This is a genomic window from Lysobacter antibioticus, assembly GCF_000731095.1.
In the GTDB taxonomy this organism is placed as follows: Bacteria; Pseudomonadota; Gammaproteobacteria; order Xanthomonadales; family Xanthomonadaceae; genus Lysobacter; species Lysobacter antibioticus_B.
The window spans coordinates 52687-69235 of record NZ_JMTZ01000005.1; the positions used below are offsets into that span (position 1 = coordinate 52687).

Annotated in this window: 14 protein-coding genes; 9 read left to right on the forward strand and 5 right to left on the reverse strand. The window is 59.4% G+C overall.

Annotated features, from left to right (window positions below; all coding sequences use genetic code 11):
- The first annotated feature begins 78 nt into the window (after positions 1-78).
- The 6 genes from EX88_RS26400 (at position 79) to EX88_RS0101525 (ending at position 9207) form a co-directional block, all read left to right on the forward strand.
- Complete coding sequence (locus EX88_RS26400) at positions 79-3165, forward strand: RHS repeat domain-containing protein (protein ID WP_036147817.1); 3087 nt, start codon at positions 79-81, stop codon at positions 3163-3165.
- Entirely contained in the window at positions 3162-3653 is a 492-nt protein-coding gene (locus EX88_RS27430) for an OmpA family protein (RefSeq protein WP_081930538.1), read from the forward strand. Before EX88_RS26400 ends, EX88_RS27430 begins: the two co-directional genes overlap by 4 nt.
- A gap of 1705 nt (positions 3654-5358) precedes the next feature.
- The gene (locus EX88_RS25640; RefSeq protein WP_152566048.1) at positions 5359-5889 is read left to right on the forward strand and encodes a hypothetical protein; all 531 of its coding nucleotides are present in this window, start codon (positions 5359-5361) and stop codon (positions 5887-5889) included.
- Positions 5890-6042: 153 nt separating this feature from the next.
- A complete protein-coding gene (locus EX88_RS26735) occupies positions 6043-7224 on the forward strand; it encodes an RHS repeat-associated core domain-containing protein (RefSeq protein WP_081930539.1) in 1182 nt (393 codons plus the stop codon).
- Between the two features lie 416 nt (positions 7225-7640).
- Positions 7641-8009, forward strand: a complete 369-nt coding sequence (locus EX88_RS0101520; RefSeq protein ID WP_152566049.1) for a hypothetical protein — start codon at positions 7641-7643, stop codon at positions 8007-8009.
- A gap of 715 nt (positions 8010-8724) precedes the next feature.
- Positions 8725-9207: a hypothetical protein gene (locus EX88_RS0101525; protein WP_152566051.1), complete on the forward strand. Its 483-nt coding sequence runs from the start codon at positions 8725-8727 to the stop codon at positions 9205-9207.
- Between the two features lie 205 nt (positions 9208-9412).
- Here EX88_RS0101525 and EX88_RS24215 read toward each other — a convergent pair whose 3' ends face one another.
- The 3 genes from EX88_RS24215 to EX88_RS24220 form a co-directional block, all read right to left on the reverse strand.
- Positions 9413-10093: a TonB family protein gene (locus tag EX88_RS24215; RefSeq protein WP_081930540.1), complete on the reverse strand. Its 681-nt coding sequence runs from the start codon at positions 10091-10093 to the stop codon at positions 9413-9415.
- A 110-nt stretch (positions 10094-10203) separates the two neighbouring features.
- A complete protein-coding gene (locus EX88_RS0101535; RefSeq protein ID WP_152566052.1) occupies positions 10204-10665 on the reverse strand; it encodes a hypothetical protein in 462 nt (153 codons plus the stop codon).
- Between the two features lie 178 nt (positions 10666-10843).
- Positions 10844-11497, reverse strand: coding sequence for an energy transducer TonB (locus tag EX88_RS24220; protein ID WP_051884307.1), 654 nt, complete (start codon positions 11495-11497; stop codon positions 10844-10846).
- A 385-nt stretch (positions 11498-11882) separates the two neighbouring features.
- Here EX88_RS24220 and EX88_RS0101545 point away from each other — a divergent pair, with 385 nt between their 5' ends.
- The 3 genes from EX88_RS0101545 (at position 11883) to EX88_RS0101555 (ending at position 14410) form a co-directional block, all read left to right on the forward strand.
- Positions 11883-12884 carry a M23 family metallopeptidase gene (locus tag EX88_RS0101545; protein ID WP_031370256.1) on the forward strand — a complete coding sequence of 334 codons (1002 nt, stop codon included), beginning with the start codon at positions 11883-11885 and terminating at the stop codon, positions 12882-12884.
- Between the two features lie 126 nt (positions 12885-13010).
- Entirely contained in the window at positions 13011-13379 is a 369-nt protein-coding gene (locus tag EX88_RS0101550) for a hypothetical protein (RefSeq protein ID WP_031370257.1), read from the forward strand.
- Between the two features lie 755 nt (positions 13380-14134).
- On the forward strand, positions 14135-14410 hold the full coding sequence (locus tag EX88_RS0101555) for a hypothetical protein (protein ID WP_031370258.1): 276 nt from the start codon (positions 14135-14137) through the stop codon (positions 14408-14410).
- Positions 14411-14486: 76 nt separating this feature from the next.
- Here EX88_RS0101555 and EX88_RS0101560 read toward each other — a convergent pair whose 3' ends face one another.
- Both EX88_RS0101560 and EX88_RS0101565 read right to left on the reverse strand, forming a co-directional pair.
- Positions 14487-15806 carry a sensor histidine kinase gene (locus EX88_RS0101560; protein ID WP_031370259.1) on the reverse strand — a complete coding sequence of 440 codons (1320 nt, stop codon included), beginning with the start codon at positions 15804-15806 and terminating at the stop codon, positions 14487-14489.
- A complete protein-coding gene (locus EX88_RS0101565) occupies positions 15803-16543 on the reverse strand; it encodes a response regulator (RefSeq protein WP_031370260.1) in 741 nt (246 codons plus the stop codon). The genes EX88_RS0101560 and EX88_RS0101565 overlap by 4 nt, the downstream gene beginning before the upstream one ends.
- Positions 16544-16549 lie beyond the last annotated feature (6 nt).

A 16549-nucleotide genomic window follows, 5' to 3' on the forward strand; every position in this document is an offset into this window, starting at 1 on the left:
CGCACTCGTCGACACGAAGACTGAAGCTCGCAGCGATTTCGAGCGTTCCAGTGCCCAGGACCTGAAGGACCGACCCCGATGCTGTACTCAATGATTTCCCGACTGCTGCTGACGCTGTTGTTGATCGGCGCGGTCACCGATGCTAACGCCACGTACGTCACCATGACGTCCTCGGAATACGGCAACGTCGTAGCGCCTGCCACCGTGACCGTCGGCGTCAACGGATACAACGACGACGACGGCATTCCGATCCAGCAGGTCAATCTGTTCCATAACGGACAATTGATCGCAAGCAATCCGTACGGGCTGTCGCACACCTTCACCGGCCTGCAGATCGGCACCCACCATTTCACCGGCCAAGCGGTCGCCGACGGTGCCGGGGCCAGCGAGACCGTTACGATCCAGGTCATCGCGCCGGGCGGCAATCTCCCAACGGTGACAATCAACGCTCCGACTGGTGGCCCCTTCATCGCTCCGGCGACCATGACCTGGACCGCAAACGCCTCGGATCCGGATGGGCAAGTCGTTCGGGTCGAGTACTACGCCAATGGCAACCACATCGGCACCGCGACCAGCGCACCTTATGGGATCACCGTAAACAACGTCGCCGTCGGCACCTATTCGGTCTATGCGAAAGCCGTCGACAACAATGGTGGAGCCACTTCATCCGCACCGGTATCGGTCACGGTAACTCAAACGGAAGTTACCGGTTCCATCGATACCGTCGGCCTGGCCAACGGTGAGTACAAAGTCTTCGGCTGGGCCTGTTCGACCGGCAGGAATCAGTCCATCGACGTGCATATGTACGTGGGAGGCGCCTACGGCACCGGGACATTCGTCGCCGTGCAAACCGCGAATCAGCCTAGCGAACCCGCGGTCGCGGCAACCTGCCACGCTCAAGGCACGGCCTACCGCTTTTCGATTCCGCTGACGCCGACAATGCGGCAGGAACATGCCAACAAGAAAATCTATATTCATGGCATCTCGCTGGAAGGTGGTTCCAACCCTCTATTGAACGGCTCAGCTGTATACAGCGTGCCTGCCCCCTTGGCGCTGGCGCGTCGTTACGTGTACGACCAACATCAGCGCCTTTGCAAAGTGATCGAACCAGAGACCGGCTCGACCGTGATGGAGTACGACGCAGCCGGCAACCTGGCATGGTCCGCGAGCGGGCTGAACCTGCCCAGCGCCACCGCTTGCAACCGTACCGAGGCGCAGTCGTCAGGGCGGGTTGTCGGACGCGCTTATGACGTGCGCAATCGATTGACGGCCTTGAACTCCCCGTACGGGCGCGGCAATCAAAGCTGGCAATACACCCCCGATGGCTTGCCTAGTGAAGTCATCACCAGCAATGAAGGCATCGGCCAAGGCAATATCATCAACACGTATGCCTATAACAAGCGCCGCCATCTAGTCTCCGAGACACAAGCGCAGTCGAACCGGTATAGCTGGGTCTTGGGCTACAGTTACGACGCCAATGGCAACCTGCGTTGGCAGAGTTATCCCACCGGGACGGTGCTGGATTACGCGCCTAATGCCCTGGGTCAGCCCACCCAGGTGAATTCGCCACAACATACCTACGCCAGCGCGATTAAGTACCATCCGAACGGCGCGATTGCCCAGTTCTCCTACGGCAACGGCATCGTGCATTCGATGACCCAGAATTCGCGTCAGTTGCCCGCCCGCAGTCTCGATAACGGCGTGCTCGATTTGCGCATGAGCTACGACGCCAATGGCAATGTGATCGAGATCCTCGACGGTGTACGAGGCGAGCAGTTCGGCCGCTGGCTGGCTTACGACAGTCTGGACCGCCTCACAGCGGCCGGATCCTGCAGTTTCGGCGGCGATTGCTGGCATCGTTTCAGCTACGACGCGCTCGACAATCTCAGGAGCTGGTCGCTTGGTGGAGTAAAGAATCATCATTACTACTATGATGGCCACAACCAGCTGACCAATATCCGCGACGGCAGCGGTGCGTCTGTGATCGGCCTGGGCTACGACTTGCAGGGCAACCTGGAGAACAAGAACGGCCAAGCCTACTCCTTCGACTACGGCAACCGGTTGCGTGAAGTGGCCGGCAAAGAATCGTATCGCTACGATTCGCTCGGCCGGCGCGTGCAGTCCACGCGTCAGGGCGGGGGTTATGGCCTGTCTATGTACGGCAAGTCCGGGCAGATGCTCTATAGCGAAGACCACGGCACACCAGCAAAGGCGCTGGAGCATATTTATCTGGGCAATTCGCTGCTCGCCACTCGTCAAATCGATTGGGCGAATACACCGGCCATTGTGCGCTACCAACACACCGATGCGCTCGGTAGTCCGGTCGCGGTTACCAACACCGCGGGGGCCGTCGTCGAACGCACCGACTGGGAGCCGTACGGAGCCGCAATCGGCAAGCCGACTTATAACGGCGTCGGCTATACCGGTCATGTCATGGATGGCGCGACTGGGCTAACTTATATGCAGCAGCGCTATTACGATCCGCAGATTGGAAGGTTCCTCAGCGTTGATCCTGTCACGGCAAATCCGGCGAATGGGACGAACTTCAACCGGTACTGGTACGGAAACAACAACCCGTACCGGTTCAAAGACCCCAACGGGCGCTACGTTTGCTCAGGTAGTAAGACTGATTGTGGGAATTTTGATAAGGCGATCAACATGGCCAAGGAGGCTTCCACTAGCTCCAAGTTAACCGCAGACCAAAGAGGCGCGCTGAGCGCGGCTGTTGGCTTCTTTGGCGAAAAAGGCAATACGGATATAAAAGTTTCGTTTGGCGATTTGAAGGGCGACGCCGCTCGAATCAACACGAACCGCGGAGGAAAAGGTACGGTCACGTTTGACTTGAAAGCTATCGCTGGAAAGAGCACGAGCGTATCCGGCACGTTGAATGGGCTGGCGATGCGGTCGCTACATGAAGGCGATCATGGTGTGCGGATAGTGAATCAAGGTTTTCCAGGATCGAGATCGGACCGCTTGGATAGAGAAAAATCCGGATATCGAGCCGAAGCGTTTTACCAAAAGGCTGCGGGGTTCCTTCAGAACTCAAACAACCTTTGGGCGCCTTGGAATCCAGGTGACGGCATAAACGAAAGCGCAGTTGATGCGAGAGCCAACTTCTCGGTGATGTCATCTTGCACAGGATCGAACGAAGGGAGCTGCCGATGAAATTGCAATCGTTCCTCATTTGCCTCGCCGTGGCCACGCTCTCGGCTTGTGCAAGTTCGTCCCCGGTTGAATCTACTGCTACGGATAGCAAGCAAGGCTATTTTGCTGATCCTGGCGACTTCTGGGGCGTCAACTTCAAGCCTGGCCAGCCAGCTTCCGACAAGACGTTGTTGGAAGCGGTGGCTGGCCCTCGCGATCAAGAAGCGCTGGGGAATGACCTTGCGCTCCTTAAAAGGATGCCGCCGGAGATCCCCTTAAGAGTTCTAGGCTTTACGGACTCAGAAGAATGCTCCGAGTTGCCGTGCTCTGAGTTGTCGCTACGCAGGGCGCAAGCTCTGCACGATTGGTTGCTCAGTCATGGCATATCGAAGTCTCGGCTGTCTGCGCCGAAGGGTTTAGGTAGCGCGAGGCCGATTGGTGATAACGAGACGGAAGACGGGCGAGCGCAGAATAGGCGCGCTTACATCAGTTACGAGGATGTCCCGTAGAGCTTGCTCGTGAGGCGGGAGCACAAGGCCCGCATCTCTGCGGGCCCTGTTCGTTATCGGGGTTGTGAGGTTGGCATCTGGCCTTCGGCCTGCTTCTTGTCGGTGCGAGCCCGCTGCATGCGCAGCTGCGACTGCTAGGCCTGGTGCTTGAGGATGAGTCCTTCAAGCACGGCCTGCGCGGTCTGTCGTTCGTCTTCGTCGAACTGCTGCAGGGCCTCGGACTTCAGGCGCAGGGTGTTGTCGGGCCGCGTTCGTCCGCATCGAACAGAAGTTCGTCGGCGCTGACGGTGATCGCCTTCTCGCCACGCGCTTCGTGCGCGTGCTGCGCACGCTCACACGGAGATGCGTGCGCGCTACGCGCCCACGCTTGGCGACTGGCTGTGTGCGGGCGGCTCGGCTTAACCGCTGCGCGGTTCGAGCCGAAGCCGCATGGTTGTCGTCGTGGTTGCAGCAAAAGCGCGTCAGCAGGGAGGAAGTCACATCGGATTACGAACACTGCCGCCCTGGAACGCGAATCGCCGTCGGCGCGATCGCGATCAAGAGCGTCACCGTCGGGGCGCTGCCCCGACACCCCGTCATCGCCTGCTGACCTTGTGTGGCCAGAGACGGCACACGATCCCGGCTGGAGCCGAACCGGCCAATCGGAGCGCTGCTGTTCGCCCTGAATTGTGACGCTGTGACGATGCGGCTTATCGCGTAGTTGCACGCACCATGCCGCAATTACGCGGTACTAGAGCGGTACTAGCCGACCAGCAGCAAGATCAATGCGTTAGGTGTGGCGTGTAGTACCTGATCAGTACCGCTCTTCTCGCCGTCCCCGAAAGACCTCAACGCGGCCAATGACTTGCGAAACCGCGTCTTGAGCTGTGCCATTGAAATAGCCGAAAGTCGCGTCAAGGCGTTTTTACGAGTCGGAAGGAGGTGCTTCAAGGGCGAAATGCGACGGCGGGCTAGATCGCGTCTAGGGTTGATCGCAGTAACAGGCGGAACCCGCATCGGGTCAGAGTGTTCAGCGCTATTACGATCCGCAGATTGGGCGATTCTTGAGCGTGGATCCTATCTCGGCGCACGGCGGAAACTCTGGGCCGACAGGAAATCCTTATCGGTTCTACGACCCAGACGGTCGTTGCACAGGGTCGCGCATCGCCAATGATGATGGAACTTGCAAAAGCACCGGTGAGTTCACAACCATGGAAAATACGGCTATAAAGCCGCAAACGATCACTTCATCTATAGTCAGTTCTGTTGGGCCAAGTCAAGCCACGCAAGGCCAGATAAATGCCGCAGTTAAAGATGCAAATGCCGTTGGTAGAACGGCAAAGGCTTCTGGCGACTCGCGAGCGGTAAGGGCGTTCAACAAGCTTGCAGGCATCGCAATCGATAGCAGCAATTGGGACGCTGTGACTTACCAAGGAGGCAGTGTGGCGCCAACGTCTGTGGCTTTCGCCCTGTTTGATTCAAAGACAGATCGTGGATCTATTGTTCTTAGTGCTGCGAGGTACTTTGATGGTCGTGGGGACTACCACAGGGCATTTCGCTTCATGCACGAGATTTTCCATTTCGACACAGAGTTCAACAACCAAAGGGTTCTCCGGCAGGCGGCAGGTTGTGTGGCATGGAGTTGTCAGTTTGAGAGAGACGTTGAGGTAGCTGCGCGAGAGACTATGAATGCCGGGTGGGCTAAAATTGACGAAGGGAACTGACCATGAAACGAGTCTTGGTGCTTTTAACAGCCGTTGCATCTGCCTTGCCTAGCGTCGGCTGCGCAACCTCCCCATCAAGTAGGTCTGTAGAGGCGCTATTTGAGAGCGCAAATGCTGTGGTCGTTGGAAAAGTGACGAAAGTAACGGCTTCTTGCGATCAGCTTGGAGGTGTGTGCAACCGCCTATACATGGTTTCGCTCGATGAGGCTTCGATCAAAGAGTTGAAATCAAAAAGGGGGATGGACGCAAATTACAGTTCGATGTGCTCGAATGTTCCGTTAGAGATTGGCTCTACATACACCCTGTTTGTCGAAGCGACAACAAAATTTAACACCGCGGGTTCAGACAAATGTCTTCACGCAATAGATTTCGATGGCGTGTTTGAGAAGATTGGATCTTATGTGTACCGAGTAGGGGCTCCTGACGCAAAGATCATTTTAGATTTTGAAGGAGATAAGTACCTGACGAACACTGTTGTTGAACCAGATTTTGAGAAAGCCATGGACTCTTTTGCAAAGCGCGCAGCCCCATAGTGGCGCTAGAAGCGACGGATGCAGTAGTTGGGGCAACTGCTCTATCAGCAGAACTTTCGGAAGGCGCCAAGGACCATGTCTACCTTGGTGGCAGCCTGACAATCTGGAAGCCACCGCTTATGGCGGCAGCGCCACTATGCGGGGTGCCTGCACATGGATGTGCTAGGAAGTCGCCTGCAATTTGCGGATACCAGGCGCAACGTGCTGCAATGCAACGAGTACGAGCCGTACGGCAAGGTGTTAGTGCCAACGGCGCCTGATGATGGTCCTGGTTACACGGGGCATGTGTTCGACGCGGCGACCGATATGAACTACATGCAGCAGCGCTATTACGATCCCGATATCGGACGATTCTTGTCGGTCGATCCCGTAACGGCGAATAGCGGCACCGGGGCGAGCTTCAATCGCTACTGGTATGCCAACAACAATCCGTACAAATTCTTGGATCCCGACGGCCGTTTGGGCTGCACCGGAACTCGTATTAAAAGCGTATGCGATAGCGGCGGTGTCGCAGAATTGCAAACATCCGCACGCAGCTCACTAGATACGGGGCGCAATAAGCAATCGTCAAGCAGCGGCCCTAGTGCAGCAGAAAGAGTAGCGCCTCAAGCTAGCTATATCGAAGACTGGTTTGCGAACGTTGATCCCATGGGAAATCCAAGCGACGGTAATGAACTGGGAGGAGTGGGCATCACATCTGGAGACGCTGGATTCGGAGCACTTTCATTGGGACGTTCCGGCGGAGCATCCACAATTTCCTCTATTTGGCGCGGGATAAATTTCATTCGCCTAGGCTACGAGTTCTCCGTCGGCAAGAACCTCCGTATCGCACCATTCGGAAATCGAACGGGACACCCTATTGGAAAATGGCCGCACTATCACCGCCGCGGGCTAGCTCTAGATGGAAGTACACTGCCCAGGGCAAGGTATTGGCAGACATCGACCTTTGGAAGCCAAGTCTACGAACCGGTCATTTTACGGACGCTTCTAATGAAAAATCCGATAGTTCTTATCGACAATGGAGATGTTCTACTCTTTCGGACGGCACATAATCTCGAGCAGCATGTCGAATCTCCTGACATCTCCGGATATGTTGCTTATGACTCCGAAGGAATGCGTCTCAGGCTAATTTCGAGTTCAGATAATTCTGAAACCAGACTGATTAAGCCGGTCCACTCTGTTCTCCTTAATAGATCCGACCCAATCGAGTACGGGGCTGAAGATTTGCAGCAAGAGCTCGCTCAGTTCCTACAACGATTAGGGGTTAGTGCTCGCGACCAATCGCTGGAATCGCTAATAGCTGCTGTCGAGAAGAGCATCGGCTATACAGATTAGACGAAGTTATCTATCTACTTACGCACAAGCCACTACCTGGCGGCTTGTGCGTTCAATCCGCTACGGAACAAGCAGGATTGGCCGCGACAAAGCCGTTATTGATGGTGCATAGCTAATTGCGGGTTATTGCTTAACTGCACAAGCCTGGATAGTCATGGTTCACCGAGAAGGTGCAGTCTCATCCTTGCCGTAACGCATGGGCAAGTGCAGAACAGTGCGTACGAGCTTCCGAACGGCGTCACCGCGCGAGCCATGGACCCGTCGGGTCAAGCTCCACGAAGAAGGTCATTTGACCACGCGAATGGCGGACCAGTTACACCTGAAGGTGCAGTGCCGCACCTTCCATGGGGAGCTACAACCGCAGAACGCCGGAATTACGTCTGGCAAAGAACACATGTGGAGCAACGAGATTAAGCATGAACTCGAATGATATGAAAATGCTAGCCGGGCAGCTCCCGCTCGTGGCTAGGAATGTGACCTACACGGATCCTTGTCTCCTGATTCACGGCCATGGATGGCATCTGAGGCTGCTGACCGCGTGGCGAGTACTCGAGACAGGGAAGTTCCTGATGGGATCTGACGAGGTCGACGTTCCTTCACTTCAATCGGTTCTTGTCGGAAACATGATCGTTGAATGCCGCAGCCAGAGCTCCACTGCTGGCTTCGATCCGGCGCTGGTATTCGCCACGGGACACGTACTGGAAGTCTTCTCTGTGTCGGCTCTTGAGCCGTGGATCTTCAGCATTGATGGCGTCGGACCTTTTGCAGCTTCCCCGTCGGCCTAATAGGACAAGCTCACTCCCTGGCAGCGCATGAAGCTCAAGACCCGCATCGCGTTGTTCTTTTTTGGCTATTGATTGTTGGTATTGGTTGCTGGTCGTGATGCAGCTAATGCTTGCACGCAAGGGAGCAAAGTATTTGTGCAGCGTGGTTCTGCTTGACGACCTACGTCGACTTGTTCAGTTCCGATCGAGAAACTACTTTTAGCTTATTGGTGAAAGAGTGCAGGTAAACGAAGGCGCGGCCCCACTGAGGCGACCTCGTCGTGTGGCGACACCGTACTGGCATCTCTCCGATTATATGAGCAGTCTAGCAATGACCCCGCTTCCTCCGAGCACACGTTGGCCAAGTGGTGACTACATAGAACTGGCGATCCTGCAACTGGATGAGTCGCTTCTAACCACCTATTTCGGCGGCAAGTTGTTGGAAGGCGATGGGGTAGGTCTCGGGCCATGGAGATCCATCGGTGCCCAACTAAAGTCTGGATCCGTCATTGAGCTAATTTCCTTTCTTCATCAGCAGGCTGGACAATTCACTTTACGCCTTGATTCCGCGAGTAAACGGGAAGAGGTTATTGATGAAGTCATTGACTCTCTTGGCTTGGACCGTAGCGCTGTTCTTTGGGTGGCGCCGAGCGGAGGCGGCGGGCGTAACTAATTCGTTCGATGGATGGCACTATCGGAGGATTTTTTGAGGTACTCAGGAGAAGGCAGGGCCACAATGGGCCAATTGATAGAGCTAGTGTTCGAAGCGGTTCCGATGGGCGCGCTAGAACCGTTTGTAATGGAGCTCTTTTCCACAGAGCCGCCTTTTGATCTTTCGGCAAGCGAATTTGAGATGGAGGCCGGTGCTCACCTGGGTGATTATATTTCCGTCTTCAGTTCAGCACAGCCGCCCTCTCCTGGGATGTTGAGCTTAAGAGCAAATAGACTTTTGATTGGCGAGGCTTCAATTTCCCAGCCCTTAGTCCAGTTGATCTGTGCGGAAGGGGTTACCGATGCTCTGATCATCTTCGAGTGGAAGGACACGACTTCTGCATCGGGGCAGACGGCGACATCACTGAGACATGGAGCGGAACGGTTGGCGCTCAAGTACGGAGTTCGCTCTTTTGCGTGCGGGTACGAGCCGGTTTCTGACGGCGCTACTCTCATCTTTAGCGGCAGGATGGAAGGGCCGCTTTGGGATGCATACGCATCGCGCTAACCTGGAGGTTGCGTAGGGCGGGCTTGATTCCGCCCTACGCCAACTGAAGCTCCACGATTTGGCAGCACCCGCTCGCGAACTTTATAAGTCAGCGCATTGACCGCGGTGGAGACAGGCCGATCTCCGAATGTCGATTCGTTTACCGCTGGTGCGATCCAGATCGAGCCCCTGCTCACACCGAACTCACTGCCCCCAAGACGCTGCGTCAGCGAGCGGGCTCGCCTTTGCCGTAACGCATCGGCAAACGCAGAATCGTGCGCACGGGCTTGCCGTCGAGCAGCGCCGGCTCATATTTCCAATTCTCCGCGGCGTTCACGGCTGCGTAATCGATATCCGGGTCGCCACTGGTTGTTTCGACCCTGACCGCATGCTTCCAGCCGTCTTCTTCGAGCAGCACGAGCAACACGACCTCGCCGCTCAGCCCGTTCTCGTCGACGATGGCAGGCCATCGCGGCGGTGAGCGCTCTACTGAGGACAGCTCGGGACGCGCCGGGGTGTCGGGTACCTGCTTGCTCCAGCAACTTTCGTGCGCTTCGAAATCCACCGGAATCCGTATCTTGTCCGCCACTTTCCGGCCCTGCTCGTCGCTCGCGGGACTGTAGTTCCACCGGCGCGAGGCTTCCAGCGCGGCCCGGTCGAGATGGGCATTGCGACTGGACTTCTCGACGACGGCATCGATGAAACGACCATTGGCATCGACATCGATGATGATGACCGCCGTGCCCGAGGCGCAGGCGTGGATCGCCTGCTTGGGATAGACCGGGGGATGGCGGAACTTCGACATCCGATCCACGCGCGCATCGATGCTTGGGACGTCTTGCGCATACGCTCCGTTCGCGAAGAACACCAGTACACCGACCAGCGCGCCGCAACATACAGGCTTCATGAGTTCAATCCACAGACTGTTAAATAACAACTCACCCCCTCAAGCTGCAGCGATCGGCAGCGGCCAGACGCCGTCTTGAAGGGACGGTCGATCGGCAGGTTCCGAGCGGATCACTCGGGATAAGGACCGATGAATCCATCCACATTTCGTAAGCGAATCTTCGTTACGGCACTAAGGTCAAAATCAGATAGCGGCACATTTTGGATTATTTTCCCCGCCGCAGCCTCTGCGAAGGTCGTCGGCCGCAAGGGAGTCGCGACGAGTTCGTAGCAGCCGCTTTCCTCTTTTGTCGCTCGGTGTACATCGCGCCAATCAAATACAAAGAACCCGCGCTCTGCCATCGCGATGAAGTCATCTGGCCTGGGAATTTCGACGTGAAGCTTCACGCCAGAGACCTTCGGAAGGTCGAGAATCGCTCTCTCGATATCGCATAGCATCTCGCCGCTCTTGCCGAGCAGGCTCTTCGGAATCTGACCGCCCCCGGCAGTGACGAAAGCCGCCAGGCGACCCTTTTCATCACGCCCGATCCACACGAAATCAAAGCCTGCTGGATAAATCTGATTTTCTTCCATCCTGTTCAGCACCGTTGAATTTGGCGGTTTCTTTCCGAAAGGAATCGGGCATATCGAAGATTTCTCACTACGCTAAGACCTCACGGGCTTGGATAGAAAATAACTCGAAGCGCCCCATGACCGCCGACACGTGGATTCATACGTTCAGTTCAGGACGGATGGAGCGCTCAGAGAGGCTTTAGCGGGCTTCTTGCTGGCCGTACGGCAATGGCAGCTGCAGCAAGGACCGCACCGGCTTGCCCTTCAGCGTCGCCGGCTGGAACTCCCAATCGAGCGCTGCGAGCATGGCCGCCTGGTCGATGTCGTGGTCGCCACTGGATACGCCGACTTTCACGTTCTTCCTGGTGCCGTCCTTGTCGACCTGGATCAGCAGCACGACCAGGCCGCTCAGATGTTGCTCTGCGACGATCACCGGCCATTTCGGCGGATGCTCCTTCAATGAAGCGGCCGCGAGACGGGCTTCCACGTCGGGGTCGGCCGTCCAGCACCCTTCGTACTCGGCGAAGTCGACCGGTATGCGCACCTTGCCGGGTACGCGCTGGTCGTTTTCCGTCGCCGGGTTGTATTTCCAGCGCTTGCTCGCCTCGATGGCGGCCCGGTCGAAATAGGCGTAGCCGCTGGAACGTTCGACCACGGCCTGGCTGCGCTGACCGTCCTTGTCGATATCGATCAGCAAGACCGCCGTGCCGGCGACGCAGGCCTCGATGGCTTCGCGCGGATACACGGGCGGGTTCAACCGGTACGAGGATATGTCGATGGTGGCGCCGATGTCGGTGGCTCCCTGAGCCCGCGCATCGGCAGTGGCGAAAGCCAGAAGCACGCCGACCACCATCCACTTGCCTGTCTGTCTCATCAGTCCGTTCCTTGGGTTCGCGTCCTGCGCGGACGTCCGGCGTTCACTTTGCTCACGAAGACTAACATGCCGATAACAAACCGCCGCTTTCGGCCGGTATGACGACGCTGCTGCGGCGCATCCGCACGGCATCGAAGCGATAGAGGGAATCGCTGGAAGCGCGGCCGCCGCCTGCCGCGTTCTGCGTTTTCCTGTTTGCGCATCGATCGCCTACTCGCGTCGAGTTCCACGACGAACGTTCGACCGATTCTTCTGGCTGGCATGCGTGTCGAATTTGAGACAGGCGGCGCTGTCGCAGTTCCGCGATCGCGCTAAATCGCGATCTAGAGCATCAGAGAAACTGATGCGATACAGGAGCTGCGATATGAAGCGCTATCTCTTGCTCATCCTGCTGTCCGCACTGCTTCATGCAACGACTGCGCATGCACTGGATGCGCGCAAAGCCGGCGCCGATCTGACTGCCGCGTTCTATGCGAAACGAATCGATACCGTATGGGATAGCTTCGGCGCCAGAATGCAAGGCGCACTCAAGACCCGCGACGGTCTCGCGAGCTTTCGCGATCAGATCGACACTCATCTGGGCGTCGAGCAGACCGTCCTCGAAGAGTCCGTTAGCGAAGACCCCCTCGCGAGCGTGTACAGGCGCCGGGTCCGGTTCGAGAAGTCTCCCGATATCTACCTGGTGATCTGGTCGTTCGCGAAGGATGGCGAGGTCGCCGATTTTTCCGTCGTCCAGGAGCCGAAAACGCCGAAACAGGCCGCTCCGAGCAAGCACCTCGATTATCGGACCAAGACCGCGCTGCAATTGCCGTTCGAGGAAGAGTTCATGGTGTTCTGGGGCGGCCGCACGCTCGAGCAGAACTACCATGCCGAATTCGTCGGCCAGCGTTTCGCCGCCGACCTGGCCATCGTTCGCGGCAGCGCCACTCATGCCGGCGATGGACTTCGCAATGAAGATTACTATTGCTTCGGCAAGCCGATCCTGGCGCCGGCCGCAGGCGAAGTCGTCGAAGTGGTGGACTACGTCGCCGATAATCCGCCCGGCAAGTTGAATGCCAGGGACCTGACCGGCAACCGTGTGATCATCGATCACGGCAACGGCGAGTTTTCGATGCTCGCCCACCTTCGCAAGGGCTCGCTGCGTGTGAAACGGGGCGACCGCGTGGATGCCGGCGACCGTCTGGGCGAATGCGGCAACAGCGGCCATTCCTCGGAAGCGCATCTGCATTATCAGTTGCAGGACGGCCCGAAGTTCAACGGCTCGACCGCGCTGCCCGCGCAGTTTACCCACTACCTCGCCGATGGCGCGCCGGTGACGCGAGGCGAGCCTACCAAGGGGCAACGCATTCGCCCATCGTCCCAGTAATGCCTGTTCCAATCACCGCACGACATACCCACCGAACGCGGATTGTCGCCTTGAAGCCGGACCATGGCCGGCATGGGGCGCCGTCCGCGTTGTGCTCATCAGTCCACGACCGAAGCAGGAACCTCCATGAACCACGAAACCAGGGATTGGGCAGGGCTGCAGAAGGAAGTCGGCTTCGAGTACAAACTCAGAAGGCTATCGGAAGAGGTTTTCCGCGTGGTCGAGTGGACTACGCTCGTCGCCGCCGTAGGCTATGTCGGAGCGAAATTCGGCAGCAGCCTGCTCACCTATGCGTCCTATGCGCTCGCGGTACTGCTCTCGATCTACATCGGCAATCGATCCGTCTACGTCGTGGCGGGACTGCAGAAGGCATCGAAGGTCAGCGGCACCGGATGGAGGTGGAGAGCACTGTTGGCCGCGCCCATTACCTTCGCCTCCATCTGGCTGATCGTCTCGATGATCGGCTATCTGGTCAGGGCGCAAGGCGCTGCGTAGCGAATCGCGGCGACACCGGACCGCCCCCGAGCAACGGCCGAACAAACTTCGGCGAGCCTGACCGATGCTTGCCCGCTGTCCGCCAGTGCGCAGCCCAAGACTTTGCGCCCCTCGAATTGAGCGATGCGATGCGCTCGTCTCGCACGATCATCGACCGCGGCAATGACGTGGCCCCGACGCTCGCCCACCTTCGCGAAGGTTCGCTGCGATTGAAGCGGGGCGACCGCGCGAACACCTTCGACCCTACGGGAAAAATCCGGACGACTTCGAGATCGCTCTTCCGGCCGAAACGGTGTCGTTCATCGCACTCCGGGTTTCGGTATTCGTGACTCGCGCTTGAAACCTGTGTGTCGAAATGCGCAGCGGTTTTCCATGCCTCGACGCTAGCATTCTTACAGCACGATCCCTCGATGTGATCTTCCACACCGTCCCGAGTCGAGGCAAGTACGCTCGGCCGTTGTGGCGATCGCGGTCGCCGGTGCGCGGTCCTCGCCCATCCCAGCCCGGCGCCAGGGCGGGCCGAAAGGAGACTGCCCTGTTCCGGCCGGCGCGACCAAGGCTCGATGTCGCTTCCGGCTCAGCGACACGATCGGCGCCTGCGATCCTCGACCGGATCGCGCTCGGCCCCCCTGCGCTGGGCGGAGGTTTCACAGCTGTGACATTTGGCGCAGCAACTTGCGTCTTCCGCGCCCCGGCAAGCTATTCTCCACGCCAGGAGCAACAAGAGGGGGCGCGACGGTCGAGTCGCCAGGACAGTGCAGTTTTACGACGTCATCGAAGAACAGCCTGGCGCCTGGTGCGTGCGCGCGGAAGCGTCCGATGCGCCGCCGGTGGCGTACTCGTCGCGCGCCGATGCGATCGCCGGCGCCTGCCATGCCGCCAAGACGCACTATCAGGAGCAGCAGACGACGACCGCCGTGCGCCTCATTCATCCGCCCGACGCACCGGAGATCATCGTGCGCTATCTGTCGCCGGCGGAGCTGGATGCGCTGTGCTGGTTCGGCGACGCCAGCGGCCCCAGCAGCGGCTGACCGCAGCCGCTGCGTCGCGACCGGCATTCAAGCTGACTGGTTCAGCTCCAGCGAAGGGCAGGCGCCGCGCCTTGCCTCAAGCGACGAGGGGCAACACCAGGCTCGCACGCAACCCGCCTTCGCGGCGATTGGTGAGCTGCAGCTGGCCGCCCAGGTGAGCCGCCAGCTGCTCGGCGATCGCCAATCCCAATCCGGTGCCGCCGGTGTCGCGATTGCGCGAGCTCTCCAGGCGATGGAAGGGCTGCAGCACGGCCTGCATGTGCTCCTCGGGAATGCCGGGGCCGGCATCGTCCACGTCGATGGCGAACCGGTCCGGCGCGATGGCGCGAACGCCGACGTCGGCGCTGCCGCCGTACTTGATCGCGTTATCGATCAGGTTCTCGAGCACGCGGCGCAGCGCTTGCGGGCGCGTGGTCAGCGACAGATCGCTATGGCCGCTCAGGCGCACCGGCTTACCCGCGTCCTGGTAGTCGCAGACGACGCTGTCGAGCAAAGCCTGCAAATTGAGCTGGACCGGCGCAGTGGTAGCGCCGTGGGTGCTGCGTGCGTAGGCGATGCCCTCGCGCACCAGTTGCTCCAGCTGCGACAGATCCTCGCCGAGGCGCGCGCGTTCGGGGCTGGCGTCCATGCTTTCGACGCGCAGCTTCATGCGCGTGATCGGGGTCTGCAGGTCGTGCGAGATCGCCGCGAGTATCTGCAGGCGCTCGGCCAGATAGTGGCCGATACGCGCCTGCAAGGCGTTGAAGGCGATCGCGGCCTTGGCCACTTCCACCGGCCCCGACTCGCTCAGCGGCGCCGAGGGATGGGCGGGGTCGAGCCGCTCGGCGGCATCGGCCAGCCGCACCAACGGGCGGGTCGCCAAGCGCACGGCCAGCCACGCGCACAGCAGCAGCAAGGCGAGTTGCGCCACCAGCACCCACGGCAGCCAGCGCGCGATCGGCATCACCGACGGCGTCACTTCCAGGGTCAGCGGCTGTCCATCGGCCAACTTCAACTGCACCTGGAAACGCTCCGGCGATTGCGAGACCGCCGTGGCCACGAGCCGATAGCGGTGCTGCAGGCTGCGGTCTATCAACGCGGCGACCTGGCGCGCGCGTTCGCTGGACAGCGGTGCGCCGGCCTGCGCCGGTTGCAGCAGGTAGCGATAGGTGCGGCGCTCCAGGCGCGGCGCCCACTGACGGCGCTCGGCCGGCGACATCCGGTCGAGCAAGGCCACGCTGATGGCGACGTCCTGCTCCATGTTCCCCAGCATCATCGAGCGCGCCGAAACGTAGCGTTCGTAGAACAGCAACGCGAACGACAGCGCGTGCGCCAGCAGCAGGCCGGCGAACAGGATCAGGGTGAGGCGCGCGGCGATGGTACGGGGGAACCAGCGCCAGCGCGGCGCCGCGTTCATGGCGTTTCGTCCAGCAGGGTGACGGCCTGGCAGAACACGTAGCCTTCGCTGCGCACGGTCTTGATGTAGGCCTGTTCGCGCGGATCGTCCTGCAGGCGCTGGCGCAGGCGGCTGACCAGCAGGTCGATGGAACGATCGAACAGATTGGCGTCGCGGCCCTGGGTCAGGTTCAGCAACTGGTCGCGGCTGAGCACGCGCTGGGAATGGTCGAGGAACACGCGCAGCAGGCGGAATTCGGCGCCGCTGAGCGGATAGGCCGTGCCCGCGGCATCGAGCAGATGGCGCGCGGTCGTGTCCAGGCGCCACCGGCCGAAGCCGATCAGGCGCCCCGCCTCGCTGACCTGCAGGTTCGGCGGCAGCATGCGGGTGCGGCGGATGACCGCGCTGATGCGGGCCAGCAGTTCCCGCGAGGAAAACGGCTTGACGACGTAGTCGTCGGCGCCCATCTCCAGACCGACGATGCGGTCGGTCTCGTCGTCGCGCGCGGTCAGCATCACCACCGGTACGGCGCGGTGATGGCCGGCGCGCAGGCCGCGGCACAACGACAGGCCGTCTTCGCCGGGCATCATCACGTCGAGCACGATCAGGTCGACGTCGCTGGTCTCCAGCGCCGCGCGCATTTCGCGGCCGTCGGCGGCGGTGGTCGTACGCAGGCCGTTCTTCTGCAGATAGTCGGCGACCATCTGGCGGATCTCGCGGTCGTCGTCGACGATCAGGATGTGGTCTACATGGGTCATGGCGTG